We start from the raw sequence: 15,222 nt of genomic DNA, 5'->3' as shown, positions 1-15,222 counted from the left end.
CCGGTTATTGCACTGTCGCCGTTAATTTAATCTGCCCGGCATCGGAAATTAATTCCATTTTTTCAATGCTTAATCCCATTTGTGCCAGCTGGGTCAGGAAATTGGCCAGCACAGAATATTGTGCATGACTGCTTACAATTTGAATTTTTTCACCCGACTGCTGCGATGCCACCGACAAACCCTGCTGCTGTGCCACGCGCTGTACTTTTTCCAGACTGCTGAGCTGTACATCCCCGGCCGGCTTCATGGTCACGGCGTTGCTTTGCATCCACACCACCAGATCTTTTAAGGTATTGAGCCGTTTTTGCTGCTGATCTGCTGCGCCGTGCATATACCACAGCGCCGATCCGACGGCGGCCACCAGCACAAAAATTCCGGTAAAAATCACCATGATCCGTTCACGCAAGCTCAGCGTATCTAAATAGTCATTTAATTTTTCCAGCGACTGATCCCAACGCTGCTGAATTTTTTCTACTGCTTTCATTATTGTATTTTCACCAGTCCGATTGCGCCGTTGGCGGCCGGTTGAATATTACCTAGCTCGACCTTAAAGCCTTGCTGGTTTAATTGCTGGGTCAATGCCTGCAAGCTGGCTGCGGAACTGGCCTGCAATTCCATATTCAGACTGGACAGATCATAATTGACCCGTCTGGCCACAATCTGATTCTGCATCAATACCGGCCCGACCCGACTGAGCAACTGTAAGGCTTGGGTATCGGCGGTCTGGCTTTGTTTTAACTGATATTCAAACTGGCTTTTAATATTTTGCTCGGTGACCGGATAGTTTTGCCCAAACCAGTATTTAAACTGGTCAATCGCCTGCACCGCGGTCTGATTCGCAACTTTTTTATACTGATACCAGCGCGTGGCATCATAACTGAACTGCACCACCAGAATCCCCAAAAATACCGCAGCACAGGCTTTCCAGCAACCCGAAATGCCCGATTCACTTTTGGCTTTGGGTAAAATATTAAAAGGATGCTGTTTGGCTTTTTTCAGCACCGGCACTTCATAATGGAAGGAGCTTAACTGCTCATGCGTGCTGATGGCCTCAATACTGTGCATCTGTTCGGCGGTAAAATTACTGATCTGATAACGCTGTTCAGGCGCCTGATAATCCAGAAATAAAGCCAGATCATCGACCGAGCTGCCCAGATATTCATTTTCACGTACCAGCAACCGGCCACAGACATTGGCCAGCACAATATGCTCAGGCTCCGGCACCGGCAGCAATAAAAAGTCCGGCAATAAGGCCGTGACTTTGACCGGTAATAAAGCCAAAGCATGTTGCAAGGTTTCGACATGACTTTGCGCCACACCAAGTAAAGTCAGGCGGTCCGGCTGCTGAAAATGATGCAGCACTTTCATGGCATCAATTGGCAATACCACAAACTCTTCTAGCAGGAATTTAATCCCCTCTGGCCCCAGCTGCTTGTATTGGGCCTTGTTCATCTGCTGTTGCAGCATCTGTATATCCCGGCTCGGGAAATACACCACTGCTTCTTCACCCTGATGAAGCTGTATCGCCTGAATCAGGTCTTCAAGGGTATTGGCCTGAACCCAGTACTCCCCGCTCGACCATTGCCAAACCCCATTGGCTTCCGGCATCCATATTTGCAACATTGTTATTGTACTGCCATGAAATAAAGTGTGTTGTTATGCGTCTGGAATAAAACTTTTTATTTGTGTCGATAAACCTGCAGCAATGACCGCCTGCTCATAAATACGCGCTTCTGCCAGCGCATAAGGATGGAAAGATTCCCCGGTTAACTGCTCTGCAATATGTGCCACCACATTCATATGACACACCACGGCAATTGATTCATAAGGTAAATGCGATAACCACTCAATAGCCTGAGTCGCATCATCCTCCGGTTTAATGGTATTGCAGATCACCACAGGCACATCTTTAAAATAGGTCTGGATATGCGCCAGCGTTTCCTGGGCACGTAACAGCGGACTAACCACAAACACATCCGGACGGATCAGATCTTTTAAATACTCTGCCGTTTGCTGTGCCTGGGTATGCCCACGTTCGGTCAGGGGACGTTTAATATCATTACCATGCACGGGTGGTGAAGCTTCACCATGACGCACTAGGGTCAATTGCATATACATTTCCTTATTTCATTTTGTCCGCATTATAAGCAGTAAATATGACAGTTCGGTTCATCAAACTGTCATATTTTAACCAATTTATACCTCATGATGCGGCAATACAAACTCTACATCACTACGATGGCCATTTTTCATGAGTGCCAGTGCAATCGTCAGCGGCGGCTGCCCTTCATAAATCACATCATACAGGGCGCTGGTAATTGGCATATACACATCCAGCTCTTCAGAACGCGCTTTGACCTGCACAATGGTATTAATCCCTTCTGCGGTCTGGCCCAGTTCCTGTGTGGCCTGTTCCAGGGTTTTGCCTTTGCCCAGTGCATACCCCACCTGATAATTACGACTCAATGGACTGCTACAGGTGGCAAATAAATCACCGACACCTGACAAACCAAGGAACGTCAGCGGGTTGGCGCCCAGCTTGACCGCAAAACGGCTCATTTCAGCTAAGGCTCGGGTTAGAATCATACTTTTGGTATTTTCACCGACGTTATACGCGGCAGCCATGCCCATCGCCACGGCATAAATATTTTTTAACGCCCCGCCAAGTTCAACCCCGTGTACATCATCACTACCGAATACACGGAATAAAGCACTGTGCAGTGCCTGCTGCACCGCATAACGCACCAGTTCTGACTGGCTGGCAATCACGGTTCCGGCGGGCTGCCCGGCTACAATTTCTTTGGCCAGGTTCGGGCCAGACAGCACGCCATACGGCACTTCTGGCAATTCGGCACGAATAATATCGCTCATAAAGCAGAAGGTTTTGGCCTCAATGCCCTTGGTCAGGGACACCACCGCTTGCGAGGTGATAAACGGCTTAATCTGCTTCAGCACATCACGAAAAGAATGACTTGGAATGGCGACCAAAATAATATCGCGGTCGCGCACCGCCAGTTCCAGATCCGACACTGCTTTTAAGCCCGGCTCTAAAGGAAAATCTGGCAAATAGCGTTTATTGATATGAGTGCGGTTAATTTCTTCAGCGGTGGCTTCATCCCGAATCCAGATCATGGTATCGCAGCCGTTACGCACCGCGGTATTGGCCATGGCGGTACCAAAACTGCCCCCACCCAAGACGGTAATTCTTAATGCGGTTTTCTGATCAATATTGACCGGTTCTACCAGACTGGCAAAATTCAATTCTGACATTATTTTTATATCCTCAGCCGTATGCGATGCTTATTCCGTCCAGTAACTGACATAGGCGTCAGTCTGAATGTCCGCACGCGGCGCAATCGCTTTTGCGGCAGTTCCAATATAGATGATGCCTGAAATTAAATCATCTTCATTTAATTTCAAAGCTTTTTTCAATAATTTTGATTCCACTACAGCACCACTGCGCCACATGCTGGCAAAGCCTTGTGCCTGTAAAGACAGCAGGAAATTCTGTACCGCCGCCCCGGTACTTAAGGTCTGCTCAAAATCCGGAACTTTAGGATGCGGCTGGAATTTGGTCAGTGCCAGCACCAGTAATGGCGCCCGGAAAGGATGATGTTTCACACGTTCCAGCTGCACCGCATCGGTCTGGCCTAAATCGGCCAGAGCCTGTACCAGCAACTCGCCAAAAGCTTCGCGGCGCTCTGCCGGAATTACCACAAAACGGGTCGGTTTTAAACGATGATGATCAGGCGCGGTCAAGGCTGCCTGAAAGGCACGCTCCAGCTGCGCTGCATTCGGTGCCGGCTCGACCAGATGCCCAATCGACTGACGTTGATGAATATTCTGATGAACCGTAGCTTCCACTGTATCCGTCATTGGCTTATATCTATCTATAAAATCTGCCTCAAGATTAGCATAAACCACAGAATTTACTCTATTTGCGTTGGGTTATTTGTATAAATCCTGAGTTTTAATGGCCGGCTTGTCTGTCACAGAGCCACTATATAAAACTGCATTTCTTTACAGCTTCTACAAACTCTAAAAGTGTAGATATGTTTAGATAGATGACTGATTCAACAAATAAAATATGGGGACTACATATGAACAAGCTGATTGGTTTAAGTGCTGCAGCCACCGCTGCGCTGTTTTTTACCGCCTGTGCCTCAAACCCGACCTCTTCGCTGGCAATTCAGAAAGAAAATAATCAGTACGAAGTCACCGGTTTAGGGAAAAGCAATATCATCTCCAAAAACAACGCAATTAGTGCGGCCAACAAAACCTGTGGTAGCCGCGCTACACCGGTGGTGGTCGATGAACAGACCACTTATAACGGCGCTTTAAAAGGTGTGGTCGATGAACAGACCGGACAGATGATTCAGGCTGCCGCGACTGTACTCGGCACCATCTCGGGTCGTAATGCCCAGCTGGCGCAGGATGATGATTATCAGACCGTACTCACCTTCCGCTGTCAGGCCAACTAATCTGAACGTAATCAAAAGATGAAATAAAAAATGGATCAGTTCCTTTTGGGCTGATCCATTTTTTATTTCATGTGGGTAGCTGCCTCAGCACCCACCCAGCAAATCAAAACCTAGCAATAACCATCTAAACGGGTTAATGGCAGTTTTTGCCCGATGGCTTTTTCAATTTCTGGCAAATAGAAGGCATCATCTTCGGCCAGGAAACTGATACTCACCCCACGCGTACCAGCACGACCGGTACGACCAATACGGTGTACATAGTCATCTGACTGTTCTGGCAAGGTAAAGTTCACCACATGCGACACGCCATCGACGTGAATGCCGCGTCCGGCGACATCGGTGGCAATCATGATGTTGTGTTTGCCATTTTTAAACTGGTCCAGCATTTTCAGGCGTTTATCCTGGGCAATTTCACCAGATAGCATCACCACTTTATAGCCATCACGTTTCAGATGGTCATACAGACGGCGCACCTGATCGCGGCGGTTGGCAAAGATCATGACTTTTTCAATCGGCTCGTCGCGCAAAATATCTTGCAGCAGTTTATATTTGTCTGAATTCGACACCATATATACGCGCTGCTCGACATCGGCATTGGTTTTCTTTTCCGGTTCAATTTCGACAGTCACCGGTTCAAATAACCATTGCTGGGCCAGATTCAGCACATCATAGCTAAAAGTGGCTGAGAACATTAAAGTCTGGCGCTGCTCTTTACGCGGTGAAAAACGCACAATCCGTTTTACCGATGGAATAAAGCCCATATCCAGTAAACGGTCGGCTTCATCAATCACCAGAAATTCCAGCTGATCCAGCCAGACTTCTTTTTGCTCGACAAAGTCAATCAGACGACCCGGGGTCGCGACCATAATGTCGACAAAGTTTTTATCCAGCTGCGCTTTTTGCTTGTCAAAATCGACACCGCCCAACAAGGTCACTACATGTAGGTCGGTAAACTTCACCAGCTCTTTGGCATCGCTTTCAATCTGTAAGGCCAGTTCACGGGTCGGTGCCAGAATCAGGGCACGCGGCTCACCACGGAAACGCTGCTCTTTCACCGGATTATTCAATAAGTCATTGATGACGCTAATGAGGAAGGCAGCGGTTTTGCCGGTACCGGTCTGGGCGCGACCAATGGCATCATGTCCAGCCAAAGTAAATTTTAAAACCTTTTGCTGAATGGGCGTCATTTCCTTAAAACCTAAGGCCGCAATAGCTTGTCTCAGTTTCGGATGTAAATTTAAGGTTTCAAAACCAGATGACATAAAAATGTGCTCTAACTTATTAATCACAAAAACGTATCATATTATAAACAAAAAACGCCCCAATAGATGGAGCGTTTTTCAGATTAATCCAACGATTAGTCTAAAGGTTGTACTTCTTCCGCTTGGAAGCCTTTTTGACCTTTAACTACGCTGAACTCAACACGTTGACCGTCACGAAGTGAACGGTGGCCTTCGCCTTGAATCGCACGGAAGTGAACGAATACATCGTCGCCGCCGTTACGTTGAATAAAGCCAAAACCTTTAGTGTCGTTGAACCATTTAACTACGCCTTGTTCACGAGCTGTCATAAGTTAATCCTCATTGATTAAAAAGAAGGACCACCCGGTGTTGCAAACAGCAGAGTAAACAAAGTTTAAAAATATTTTTATTTCTAAGCTTGTAATCATTCTGTATAACTATTAACAAAATCCCGGTTACATCCAATTTGTAATAGGGCGACAAACAACAACTGCCTATCTCAAATCCTAAATACGCATCGAGCTTAACACGGGTTTATGACAAATAATAGATTTTTTTTGATTTATCTTATTCAGAATTCATGCTTTTTTTGACAAAGTTAATTCAAGATTTTTCAATGTTATATTTTGATAAAAACCGCAAATAAACTTTAGATTTGGCACCAAATTTGCTAATATTTTGAGTCCTTTTTTAAAGACCCGATTAAAGCAGATTATGGACAACTCTGTCGATGAAATGATCATCATTGATGCGATGGGACAACCCTGCCCCATGCCCTTACTGATGCTAAAACGCGCTTTAAAAAAAACCGGCGCCGGACACTTTCTGCTCAAGTCCTCTGACCCGCATAGTCAGCAAGATGTCAGCCGCTATTGTCAGATTCACCAGTACGGCTGTGAATTGACACAAATTTCTGCCAACGAGTTTCATTACTTTATTGAAATTAAATAATTTTCAATTAAAGTAAACAGCATGCATTGGCATAAAACTTTACATTTCTCTACCTTTTTTCCTTAATTTGCAAGGATATTGGTATTAAGATGAAATTTACAGGTAATACGACCCACCGATCCTATAAGGAGAACTCATGAGTGACAGCCGCAATCAGTTGATGCCCCTGTCATTATCTGCGCCAGGCGTAAATCTCGGTGCTTATATTAGTACCGTCAATCAAATTCCTATTTTAACGGCTGAACAAGAAAAAGAGTTAGCTGAACGTTATTATTACGATCAAGATTTAGATGCAGCAAAAATGCTGGTCATGTCGCATTTGCGATTTGTAGTCCATATTGCGCGTAGTTATGCAGGTTATGGTTTGCCACAAGGCGACCTGATTCAGGAAGGCAACCTCGGTCTAATGAAGGCCGTGAAACGCTTCGACCCGAATATGGGCGTGCGTCTGGTGTCATTTGCCGTGCACTGGATTAAAGCCGAGATTCACGAATACGTGATCCGTAACTGGCGTATTGTTAAAATTGCCACCACCAAGGCACAGCGTAAACTGTTCTTTAATTTACGCAGCCTGAAAAAATCCAGCAAAAAACTGACGCTGGAAGAAGCCAAATCGATTGCCAACGACCTAAATGTCACTCCGGAACAGGTCCTGGAAATGGAAGGCCGTCTGACCGCTTATGACGCGGCTTTCGAAGCGCAAAATGATGATGAAAGTGAAAACACTACCCATGTTGCGCCGGCGCTTTATTTAGAAGATAACCGTTACGATCCGGCCCGTCTGGTCGAAGATGAAGATTATGAGGCACAAAGTACCTCTGCCCTGCATGAAGCCATGGAGCAGCTGGATGACCGTTCGCGTAATATCTTGCAGCGTCGCTGGTTAGATGATGATAAATCGACCCTGCATGAACTAGCTGCTGAATATAATGTGTCTGCGGAGCGTATTCGCCAGCTTGAAAAAAATGCCATGGAAAAAATTAAAGTGGCAATGTCATCTAACTAAGTGATGATTCCAGAGTGCTAAAGTTAAAAAAGGGCGATCTGCCCTTTTTTGCTGTCTGTGCTTGCTGAAACCGGGCGATGATCTTAAAGAAATCCATTTTCTCCCCCCCTAAAATCAAAAAGCTGGATTCAATACGACATTTCAGGGTGAAAGTTTTTCACTTTCTCGTTGCCCGGAAAAATGTTAAGGTTGAGCGCAAATTTACTCAGGTCATTCTTGCTATGTGGATTGCAATTTCTGCCCTTAATTTAGCACTTGCGGTGATGTTAGGTGCATTTGGGGCACATGGCTTAAAAGCACGCGCAACAGAAGCTCAACTGGCGTGGTGGCAAACAGCGACTGATTATTTTTTCTATCATGCCCTCGGATTATTGGCACTGGCGATTCTGGCCAAAGTCATGACTCAATTTCCCATTAAAGCCAGCTTCCTGCTGATTCAGGTCGGGATTGTGTTTTTCTGTGGCTCATTGTATGTGATGGCGCTAGGTTTGCCGCGCGGTCTGGAGGCCATTACCCCAATTGGCGGTGCGCTAATGATTGCCGGCTGGCTGGTACTGGCCTGGAATGCCATGAAATATGCCCGATAATTCGGGAACGGAACAGCTAGGAAACTGCAGGTATGCACATTTATTTAAACGGCGAATTACAACAGACACAGTGCCATAATTTACTAGAACTGGTGCAACAACTGGCGTTGGAAGGCAAACGTTTTGCGGTAGAACAAAACGAGATGATTGTGCCGAAAAGCCGACTGGAAAGCACCCCTATTCATGATCAAGACCGCATTGAAATTATTCATGCCGTTGGCGGCGGCTAAGACGGAGCACGTATGGAAGACACCCTACTTAAAATCGGTTCACGCACTTTTAACTCGCGCTTGCTGGTGGGCACGGGAAAATATAAAGATCTGCAGGAAACAGATCTGGCCATTCAGGCCAGCGGTGCGGAAATTGTAACTGTTGCTATTCGTCGCGTGAATATTGGTCAGCATCCCGATCAGCCAAATTTGCTGTCTGTGATTCCACCAGAAAAATATACCATTTTGCCAAATACAGCCGGCTGTTTTGATGCCAACAGTGCAGTGCGTACCTGTATGCTGGCACGTGAACTGCTCGATGGTCACAATCTGGTAAAACTGGAAGTACTGGGCGATGAAAAAACCCTGTATCCAAACATCACCGAAACCTTAAAGGCAGCGCGTACGCTTATTGATGATGGTTTCGAGATTATGGTCTACACCTCGGATGATCCGATTGTGGCACAAGAACTGGAAAGCATGGGCTGTGTGGCAATTATGCCTTTAGGCAGCTTAATTGGTTCAGGACTGGGGATTTTAAACCCGCATACCATTTCTATTATTAAAGAAAATGCCAAAGTACCGGTACTGGTCGATGCGGGTGTCGGCACCGCCAGTGATGCAGCAATTGCCATGGAACTGGGCTGTGATGGCGTGTTAATGAATACTGCAATTGCAGCAGCGCAAAGTCCGGTCCTGATGGCTTCGGCAATGCGCAAAGCAGTGGAAGCAGGTCGTGAAGCCTATCTGGCAGGCCGGATGCCGCGTAAACGTATGGCCAATGCCAGCTCGCCAGAAACCGGTTATTTCTTTAAATAATCCGGACATTATCTGTGCTGAGAGATAAGTTACTCCTTCAGGTTTCACTTGATTTAAAAGCTAAACATGAAAAAAGGACTCTGCTTGAGTCCTTTTTTATTGCGTTTTTTAGACCTGAATCAAGGAATCAAGCCTTCATCACGCATAGCAATCTGCACCGATTGACGCTCGGCCACTTTATTGCGCAGCGCAATAATATGGGTATATGGGGTTAAATCATGATGAATATGGTTCGACCAGTTGGTCAGTACGAATAAATAGGCATCGGCTGGGCCAAAGTTATCATCGACCAGATACTCATTGTCTGATTCACCAATAGTTTTATCAATATAACTTAACAGACGGTCAATTTCAGCATAGGCTTTATTTTTTTCATCATCGGTTAACTGGCCACCGAAGAATACCGCGTAGGCATCATGCAGTTCCGAGTTGAGATAACCTAACCATTCCAGCACTTTGGCACGGCCCATGCCAGATGGCGGAATTAAATCTTGTTTTGGATCGTGCTGGGCCAGAAACGGTAAAATTGCCACGTTCTCGGTCAGAATTAGACCTGGATTAATCTCAAGCGCCGGAACATAGCCTTTTGGATTAATTTCGTAATAATCATGACCTTTTTCGGTTTTATGGGTTTTCAGGTCGACACGTTCTAAATCAAAATCTACATTAATTTCATTTAAAATAATATGGGCCGCTAAAGAACATGCACCCGGTGAATAATAAAGCTTCATATCTGATCCTTGTTATATAACTACTAACTGTTTTAAATGGCTTCTAACAAACTTTCAAGTGATCGAACCTGTAAATTGCAAAAAAGCGTAAATGCGTAAAAAACATTTACCTTTTCAATATTGAGCAAGCGCGGCGCTTTTTCAAGTGGATTGCGGCTGCTTTTTTCACTTCATTTGTTTTACCATAGTCGCCTTTAAAGTTTCATGAAAAGCCGATTGTGATTAGTCTGAAAAAAGAAGAGTGGTTTTCCAATATCCGGACCGATGTGCTGGCCGGTCTGGTGGTGGGGCTGGCCCTGATTCCTGAATCCATTGCCTTTTCTGCAATTGCCGGTGTCGATCCACAAGTTGGCCTATATGCCTCCTTCTGCATTGCTGTGACTATTGCCTTTTTTGGTGGCCGCACGGCGATGATTTCGGCCGCGACGGGTGCCATGGCGCTGCTGATGATTACCCTGGTCAAAGAGCACGGGCTGCAATATTTGCTGGCGGCAACGGTACTGACCGGAATCATTCAAGTGGTGGCCGGCTATTTTAAAGTGGCCAAGCTGATGCGTTTTGTGTCGCAATCGGTGGTCTATGGTTTTGTGAATGCGCTGGCGATTTTAATTTTTGTCGCGCAACTTCCAGAGCTGATGCAAATGGATCTGTGGGGCTATGTCTTTGTCGGCCTGGGGCTGGCGGTAGTTTATCTGTTTCCCTATCTGCCTAAAATTGGCAAGGCGGTGCCCTCACCCTTAATCTGCATTATTGTGCTGAGTCTGCTGGCGCTGTTTTTGGGTGCCGATATGCGTACGGTGAGTGATCTGGGACAATTTCCAGACACCTTACCGGTATTTTTAATTCCTGAAATTCCGCTGAATTTTGAAACACTGGCGATTATTTTCCCCTATTCCATCACCCTTGCGACAGTGGGTTTACTGGAAACCATGATGACCACCACCATTGTGAATGAAGTGACGGAAACTGAAGGTGACCGTCATCAGGAATGTCGTGGTCAGGGCTATGCCAATATTGTCAGCGGTTTTATGGGCGGGATGGCCGGCTGTGCCATGATTGGCCAGTCGATTATTAACGTCAGCTCTGGTGCGCGTACCCGTCTTTCTACTTTGGTCGCCGGCGTTTTCCTGCTGTGTCTGGTGGTGTTCTTTAAAGACTGGCTGGCTTATATTCCAATGGCGGCGCTGGTGGCGATTATGATTATGGTGGCCTTTACCACCTTTAACTGGGATTCGGTGCGTAACTTTAGCAAGCATCCAAAGCAAAGTAATATTGTGATGCTGACCGTGGTGGCGATTGTACTGGCCACACACAACCTGGCCTTGGGTGTTTTCGTTGGGGTATTGCTGTCGGCCTTATTCCTGGTGAATAAGCTGGAAAGTGAAGTCAAAGTTCAGTCTGAACGCGTACAGGATACACGCCGTTATCAGATTACCGGACAGATTTTCTTTAGCAGCTCGGACAAGTTTTTCCAGTTCTTTGACTTTAAGGAAAATCTGCAACAGGTAAAGATTGATCTGACTCACGCGCATATTTGGGATTTAACCTCAGTGAATATGCTAAATACTGTGGTGCAGAAATTTGAAGCTCGCGGGATTCAGGTCGAGCTGATTGGCTTGAATGAAGCCAGTGACACCCTGATTGATAAATTAAGTCCGAATTAAGCTTGAATAAAAACTGCCTAAAGAAAAAATGCCTGATAATCAGGCGTTTTTTATGGCAGATCAATACCCGCCTTATTTACGGCGACGTAACCAAGCCGCAGCACTCAGCCCGAATAATCCCAATAATGACCATAGGCCGGTACTCCCCCCATGGGTATCCGCTTTGGAGTCTTCCGATGGCTTTGGCTCTGCCGGTGCATCTGACAGGTCCAGATCAATAATAATCGGGTCGTGGTCAGATGAACGGAAAGCATCCGGGCTATAAAAGGCCTGAATCTGCTCGGCGGTTTTATAGTCTTCATTATAGGCCAGCGCCGTCGGTTCATCGGCATTAATGGCCCATGCAAAAGCACGTTTAACCCGTGGATACAATTGTGCATCGGCAATGGCATGGTCTAAATTACCGGCGCCGCCATAGCCTTGGGTATTACTGGCCACGCCAAACACATAACTATAAGCCTGTTTACCCTGTCCGATTTTTTCATCATTAAACAGATTTTTATAGTTGGCCTTTTCCAGCGCCAAAATCGGATCTTCTTTGGCATAACTGTTTAAGTCGCCCAGAATCAGGACATTGGGCTGCGTTACTTTGGTTGGATTGGTCGCCAGCCATTGCATTAATTTTTGTACTGCGGTCACACGGGTGCTATTCCAGCAGCCTTGACCATCGTCCTGATCTGCATCTAGGCCGGTATCAGGACAGCTACCTTTGGATTTCAGATGCTGTGGCACCACGGTAAAGCTTTCGCCACCCGCCACAGGTTTAAAACTTTGCGCCATGGTGACACGATTCAATTGTGTACCATCATCAAATACGGCAGCGGCATTCACCGGCGTCAGGCGTTTGCTGTTATAAATCATGGCTACGGCAATGGTATCGGTGCCCAAGCGATCTGCATTTGGCGGTGTCACATACTTCCAGTCTGGCCCCAGACTTTGGGTTAAATAGGCAATGGCGCTGTCTGGGCCATAACCATTGTTGGCAATTTCATTCAGGCCATAGACATCGGCATCAATGGCTTTTAAGGCACTGACAATTTTCTGATGCTGCTTGTCGAACTCTGCTTTGGTTTTTGCACCGCGCTCGGTCGGGAAGCCTTGTGCCGCCCCATTGTCATAGTTCAGGACATTAAAGGCCGCAGCACGAATCTGGGCAGTATTTTTGGCACTGACGCTGCTGCGCTCATTTTTGTCTGCCACGATATTCGGCAAGGTTCTGCCCTGAACAGGCTGAATACGCCACTGGTTAAAACGATATTCCAAAATCCCTTCTACATTTTGCAGCTCATAGCCGGCTCTTAAGGTATTTTGCGCATTAAAGTTCAGCGGCAACCACGGCGTCCGGTTCTGGTTGTTATAGCCATCATCCAGAATAATTTTGGATAGCAGGTTTTGCTTGGCCAGGCTGAGTGCTTCGTCGGATTTGGCAGGATACAGATTGGTCGGCATATATAAGCGCCCAAGGCTTAAGGCCAGCTCGCCATAACGGCCATAATTATAGTTTTCACTGACGGTCAGAGTTTGCGGCAGTTTAACCAGTGCACCCTGATAACGCTGCGGTGCATGTTGCTGAATATCCGTCAGGCTTTCAAAGGGTAAATTTACTGTTTTTGGTGCCACCCAGCTTGCCGCTTGCGGATTACAGGTTTGAATCTCCTGAGTCAGCTGGTCCAGCTGCAGCTGGTTTTGATAGCTAGTGAGGCGGCCACGTAAAATCACCTCTTCTCCAACCTGCCCGCCTTTAATCTGGCTGCTGGCCGGAATATAAACAAAAATCGCATTATTCAGGTTTGGTTTGGCTTTGCTATCTGGCGTTTGCAGATAAAAACCGGAAAAACCATTGCTATAACGATAATCTGCGGTCATCACCCCACGCACGGTATAGATCTGGTTCTTGCTGGCACTGTGCAAATCGGCAATGGCGGTATCACTACTGCTACAGCTAATCGTTTCCGTCACAGGCGGTGGCTGCTCTCCTTCTGGCAGCAAATACTGACTAAAAGCATTCCGGTCAGACCAGGCCGTCCATTCACTGTTCACATCAAAAGGTGCTGTTGGGTCAACTGAGCTAACACTATGCGTGGTTTTATTGCGGCTTAAACTGGTGCCCTCTGCCCAACTCGTAGTCTGTCCAAGCACACCAAAACGATCGACCGGCGTATTATTCTTATACAGCACAACCGCATCATTACCATTAAAGTTCAAACTTGCGATTTTTTTGACCAGATCGCCCAGCACCAGCTGCAATTCACTTCGCCCGACCAGATATTCAGCTTTGGCCAGCAACACTCCCTCTAAAGATACCGTCAGTCCGGCTGTGGTTGACCCATTGGAAAAAATCTTGATTTGATACTGAGATAAATCGACCGCTGTCGCATCAGGGTTATAAATCTCCAGTCCCTTACGGTTCGATGTACCATCGACATATTGACTGAACATCAGCTCTGCATGTGCAGAAAATCCACAACCCATGAGTGCCATGGCCCAGCATAAAGTATGTAATTTCATTGTTTTTTATCAGTTGTTAAAGCTTATTCAGGCTATTTTTTAGACATGACAGATGTATGAACATTTGATGAAACTATTTCTGCATTTTCATGACAGCTGCCGTGAAAAAAATAGCACAATGCATGAAAAAATTTGACTTCAACTGCTCAGGACTTAAAATACCGCATTTGAATTTTTTACGATTGCCAAAGTTATGTCGAATGATCAATTAGACCAGCAAGTCGTCGAGCTGGACAACTTAAACGAGCACCGTGAAATTGTGACGTTTATGCGTCGTTCCTCACCACTCAACACCTCTCAACGTACTGCGCTTGAACAATATGGTCACCTAATTTTGGAATATCCGGTTGGCGATTTACGTCAGCATTTTGAACATCCAGAACGTCCTTTAACGGTAGAAATCGGTTTTGGAATGGGCCGTTCACTGGTCTTAATGGCGCAGGCCAATCCGGAGCGTAACTTTGTGGGTATTGAAGTGCATGTGCCGGGAATTGCCCAGTGCGTATATGAAGCAGGCACAGCTGGTTTAAGAAACCTGCGCGTCCTGGATGCCGATGCAATTCAGGTGCTGCGTGAAATGCCAGACAACAGCATTAACACGGTACAATTGTACTTCCCGGACCCATGGCAAAAGAAACGCCACTTCAAACGCCGCTTTGTGGTGGATGAGCGTATGGAACTGGTTGAGCAAAAACTGGAAATGGGCGGTACTTTCCATGCAGCAACTGACTGGGAACCGTATGCAGAATGGATGCTGGACGTGCTGGACAACCGTTCCCGTTTAGAAAACCTGGCAGGCAAAGGCAACAGCTATCCACGTCCGGAATGGCGCCCGCAAACCAAATTTGAACGCCGCGGTATTGAAGCTGGTCACAAGATTAACGACTTTATCTTTAAGAAAATTTCTTAATCGCAAAGTTGAAAAAGCGCTGAAATCTCAGCGCTTTTTTTATACGTCCCTATCTTGAGATTAGACAAAATAGATGATCTACCAGCCAAAAGTGATTCAAAAGATCGAATCGACG

17 protein-coding genes are annotated in these 15,222 nt (G+C 46.3%); 8 read left to right on the top strand and 9 right to left on the bottom strand.

Translation table 11 applies throughout. The features are described 5' to 3' along the window. Window positions 1–4: 4 nt before the first annotated feature. The 5 genes from gspM to FTU55_RS01570 all read right to left on the bottom strand — a co-directional run bounded on the left by gspM (window position 5) and on the right by FTU55_RS01570 (window position 3,876). Complete coding sequence (gene gspM / locus FTU55_RS01590; RefSeq protein WP_075175184.1) at window positions 5–484, bottom strand: type II secretion system protein GspM; 480 nt, start codon at window positions 482–484, stop codon at window positions 5–7. Next, complete coding sequence (gspL, locus tag FTU55_RS01585) at window positions 484–1,623, bottom strand: type II secretion system protein GspL (protein WP_180045958.1); 1,140 nt, start codon at window positions 1,621–1,623, stop codon at window positions 484–486. Before gspL ends, gspM begins: the two co-directional genes overlap by 1 nt. A 33-nt stretch (window positions 1,624–1,656) precedes the next feature. After that, window positions 1,657–2,112, bottom strand: coding sequence for a phosphohistidine phosphatase SixA (gene sixA / locus FTU55_RS01580; RefSeq protein WP_180045956.1), 456 nt, complete (start codon window positions 2,110–2,112; stop codon window positions 1,657–1,659). A gap of 84 nt (window positions 2,113–2,196) precedes the next feature. After that, entirely contained in the window at window positions 2,197–3,270 is a 1,074-nt protein-coding gene (locus tag FTU55_RS01575) for an NAD(P)H-dependent glycerol-3-phosphate dehydrogenase (protein WP_016658361.1), read from the bottom strand. Window positions 3,271–3,300: 30 nt separating this feature from the next. Then, the gene (locus FTU55_RS01570; RefSeq protein WP_104471847.1) at window positions 3,301–3,876 is read right to left on the bottom strand and encodes a nitroreductase family protein; all 576 of its coding nucleotides are present in this window, start codon (window positions 3,874–3,876) and stop codon (window positions 3,301–3,303) included. A 224-nt stretch (window positions 3,877–4,100) separates the two neighbouring features. Between FTU55_RS01570 and FTU55_RS01565 the strand changes: the two genes are divergently transcribed. Next, entirely contained in the window at window positions 4,101–4,481 is a 381-nt protein-coding gene (locus FTU55_RS01565) for a hypothetical protein (protein ID WP_104488774.1), read from the top strand. A gap of 110 nt (window positions 4,482–4,591) precedes the next feature. On the opposite strand, the gene rhlB is transcribed toward FTU55_RS01565, so the two are convergent. Both rhlB and FTU55_RS01555 read right to left on the bottom strand, forming a co-directional pair. After that, the gene (gene rhlB / locus FTU55_RS01560) at window positions 4,592–5,743 is read right to left on the bottom strand and encodes an ATP-dependent RNA helicase RhlB (protein ID WP_005177106.1); all 1,152 of its coding nucleotides are present in this window, start codon (window positions 5,741–5,743) and stop codon (window positions 4,592–4,594) included. Between the two features lie 95 nt (window positions 5,744–5,838). Then, the gene (locus FTU55_RS01555; RefSeq protein WP_005177104.1) at window positions 5,839–6,051 is read right to left on the bottom strand and encodes a cold-shock protein; all 213 of its coding nucleotides are present in this window, start codon (window positions 6,049–6,051) and stop codon (window positions 5,839–5,841) included. Between the two features lie 385 nt (window positions 6,052–6,436). Between FTU55_RS01555 and FTU55_RS01550 the strand changes: the two genes are divergently transcribed. The 5 genes from FTU55_RS01550 (at window position 6,437) to FTU55_RS01530 (ending at window position 9,294) form a co-directional block, all read left to right on the top strand. Then, window positions 6,437–6,673 (top strand): sulfurtransferase TusA family protein, encoded by a 237-nt coding sequence (locus tag FTU55_RS01550; RefSeq protein WP_016658363.1) that lies wholly within the window; start codon window positions 6,437–6,439, stop codon window positions 6,671–6,673. Window positions 6,674–6,809: 136 nt separating this feature from the next. Next, a complete protein-coding gene (rpoH, locus tag FTU55_RS01545; RefSeq protein ID WP_005177101.1) occupies window positions 6,810–7,679 on the top strand; it encodes an RNA polymerase sigma factor RpoH in 870 nt (289 codons plus the stop codon). A 221-nt stretch (window positions 7,680–7,900) separates the two neighbouring features. Continuing rightward, window positions 7,901–8,266 carry a DUF423 domain-containing protein gene (locus tag FTU55_RS01540; RefSeq protein WP_180045954.1) on the top strand — a complete coding sequence of 122 codons (366 nt, stop codon included), beginning with the start codon at window positions 7,901–7,903 and terminating at the stop codon, window positions 8,264–8,266. 32 nt (window positions 8,267–8,298) lie between these two features. Next, on the top strand, window positions 8,299–8,496 hold the full coding sequence (gene thiS, locus FTU55_RS01535; RefSeq protein WP_005177095.1) for a sulfur carrier protein ThiS: 198 nt from the start codon (window positions 8,299–8,301) through the stop codon (window positions 8,494–8,496). Between the two features lie 12 nt (window positions 8,497–8,508). Continuing rightward, window positions 8,509–9,294, top strand: coding sequence for a thiazole synthase (locus tag FTU55_RS01530; RefSeq protein ID WP_152342325.1), 786 nt, complete (start codon window positions 8,509–8,511; stop codon window positions 9,292–9,294). 119 nt (window positions 9,295–9,413) lie between these two features. Here FTU55_RS01530 and FTU55_RS01525 read toward each other — a convergent pair whose 3' ends face one another. Then, the gene (locus tag FTU55_RS01525) at window positions 9,414–10,025 is read right to left on the bottom strand and encodes a glutathione binding-like protein (RefSeq protein ID WP_005177091.1); all 612 of its coding nucleotides are present in this window, start codon (window positions 10,023–10,025) and stop codon (window positions 9,414–9,416) included. A gap of 218 nt (window positions 10,026–10,243) precedes the next feature. Here FTU55_RS01525 and FTU55_RS01520 point away from each other — a divergent pair, with 218 nt between their 5' ends. Then, the gene (locus FTU55_RS01520) at window positions 10,244–11,689 is read left to right on the top strand and encodes a SulP family inorganic anion transporter (protein WP_005177090.1); all 1,446 of its coding nucleotides are present in this window, start codon (window positions 10,244–10,246) and stop codon (window positions 11,687–11,689) included. A 72-nt stretch (window positions 11,690–11,761) separates the two neighbouring features. Here the strand turns inward: FTU55_RS01520 and FTU55_RS01515 are convergent, their stop codons facing one another. Next, window positions 11,762–14,170 (bottom strand): ExeM/NucH family extracellular endonuclease, encoded by a 2,409-nt coding sequence (locus FTU55_RS01515; protein WP_180046022.1) that lies wholly within the window; start codon window positions 14,168–14,170, stop codon window positions 11,762–11,764. Between the two features lie 220 nt (window positions 14,171–14,390). On the opposite strand from FTU55_RS01515, the gene trmB reads away from it, so the two are divergent. Further along, complete coding sequence (gene trmB / locus FTU55_RS01510) at window positions 14,391–15,107, top strand: tRNA (guanosine(46)-N7)-methyltransferase TrmB (RefSeq protein WP_180045952.1); 717 nt, start codon at window positions 14,391–14,393, stop codon at window positions 15,105–15,107. Window positions 15,108–15,222 lie beyond the last annotated feature (115 nt).

It is taken from the genome of Acinetobacter sp. YH12117, assembly GCF_013418865.1.
GTDB lineage: Bacteria > Pseudomonadota > Gammaproteobacteria > Pseudomonadales > Moraxellaceae > Acinetobacter > Acinetobacter indicus.
The sequence above is the reverse complement of the archived record's forward strand: the minus strand, read 5'-3'. Positions and strand labels throughout refer to the sequence as shown.

Coding starts and splice junctions, on each gene's coding strand:
- gspM (WP_075175184.1), bottom strand. CDS start 484: ATGAAAGCAGTAGAAAAAATTCAGCAGCGTTGGGATCAGTCGCTGGAA.
- gspL (WP_180045958.1), bottom strand. CDS start 1,623: ATGTTGCAAATATGGATGCCGGAAGCCAATGGGGTTTGGCAATGGTCG.
- sixA (WP_180045956.1), bottom strand. CDS start 2,112: ATGCAATTGACCCTAGTGCGTCATGGTGAAGCTTCACCACCCGTGCAT.
- FTU55_RS01575 (WP_016658361.1), bottom strand. CDS start 3,270: ATGTCAGAATTGAATTTTGCCAGTCTGGTAGAACCGGTCAATATTGAT.
- FTU55_RS01570 (WP_104471847.1), bottom strand. CDS start 3,876: ATGACGGATACAGTGGAAGCTACGGTTCATCAGAATATTCATCAACGT.
- FTU55_RS01565 (WP_104488774.1), top strand. CDS start 4,101: ATGAACAAGCTGATTGGTTTAAGTGCTGCAGCCACCGCTGCGCTGTTT.
- rhlB (WP_005177106.1), bottom strand. CDS start 5,743: ATGTCATCTGGTTTTGAAACCTTAAATTTACATCCGAAACTGAGACAA.
- FTU55_RS01555 (WP_005177104.1), bottom strand. CDS start 6,051: ATGACAGCTCGTGAACAAGGCGTAGTTAAATGGTTCAACGACACTAAA.
- FTU55_RS01550 (WP_016658363.1), top strand. CDS start 6,437: ATGGACAACTCTGTCGATGAAATGATCATCATTGATGCGATGGGACAA.
- rpoH (WP_005177101.1), top strand. CDS start 6,810: ATGAGTGACAGCCGCAATCAGTTGATGCCCCTGTCATTATCTGCGCCA.
- FTU55_RS01540 (WP_180045954.1), top strand. CDS start 7,901: ATGTGGATTGCAATTTCTGCCCTTAATTTAGCACTTGCGGTGATGTTA.
- thiS (WP_005177095.1), top strand. CDS start 8,299: ATGCACATTTATTTAAACGGCGAATTACAACAGACACAGTGCCATAAT.
- FTU55_RS01530 (WP_152342325.1), top strand. CDS start 8,509: ATGGAAGACACCCTACTTAAAATCGGTTCACGCACTTTTAACTCGCGC.
- FTU55_RS01525 (WP_005177091.1), bottom strand. CDS start 10,025: ATGAAGCTTTATTATTCACCGGGTGCATGTTCTTTAGCGGCCCATATT.
- FTU55_RS01515 (WP_180046022.1), bottom strand. CDS start 14,170: ATGGCACTCATGGGTTGTGGATTTTCTGCACATGCAGAGCTGATGTTC.
- trmB (WP_180045952.1), top strand. CDS start 14,391: ATGTCGAATGATCAATTAGACCAGCAAGTCGTCGAGCTGGACAACTTA.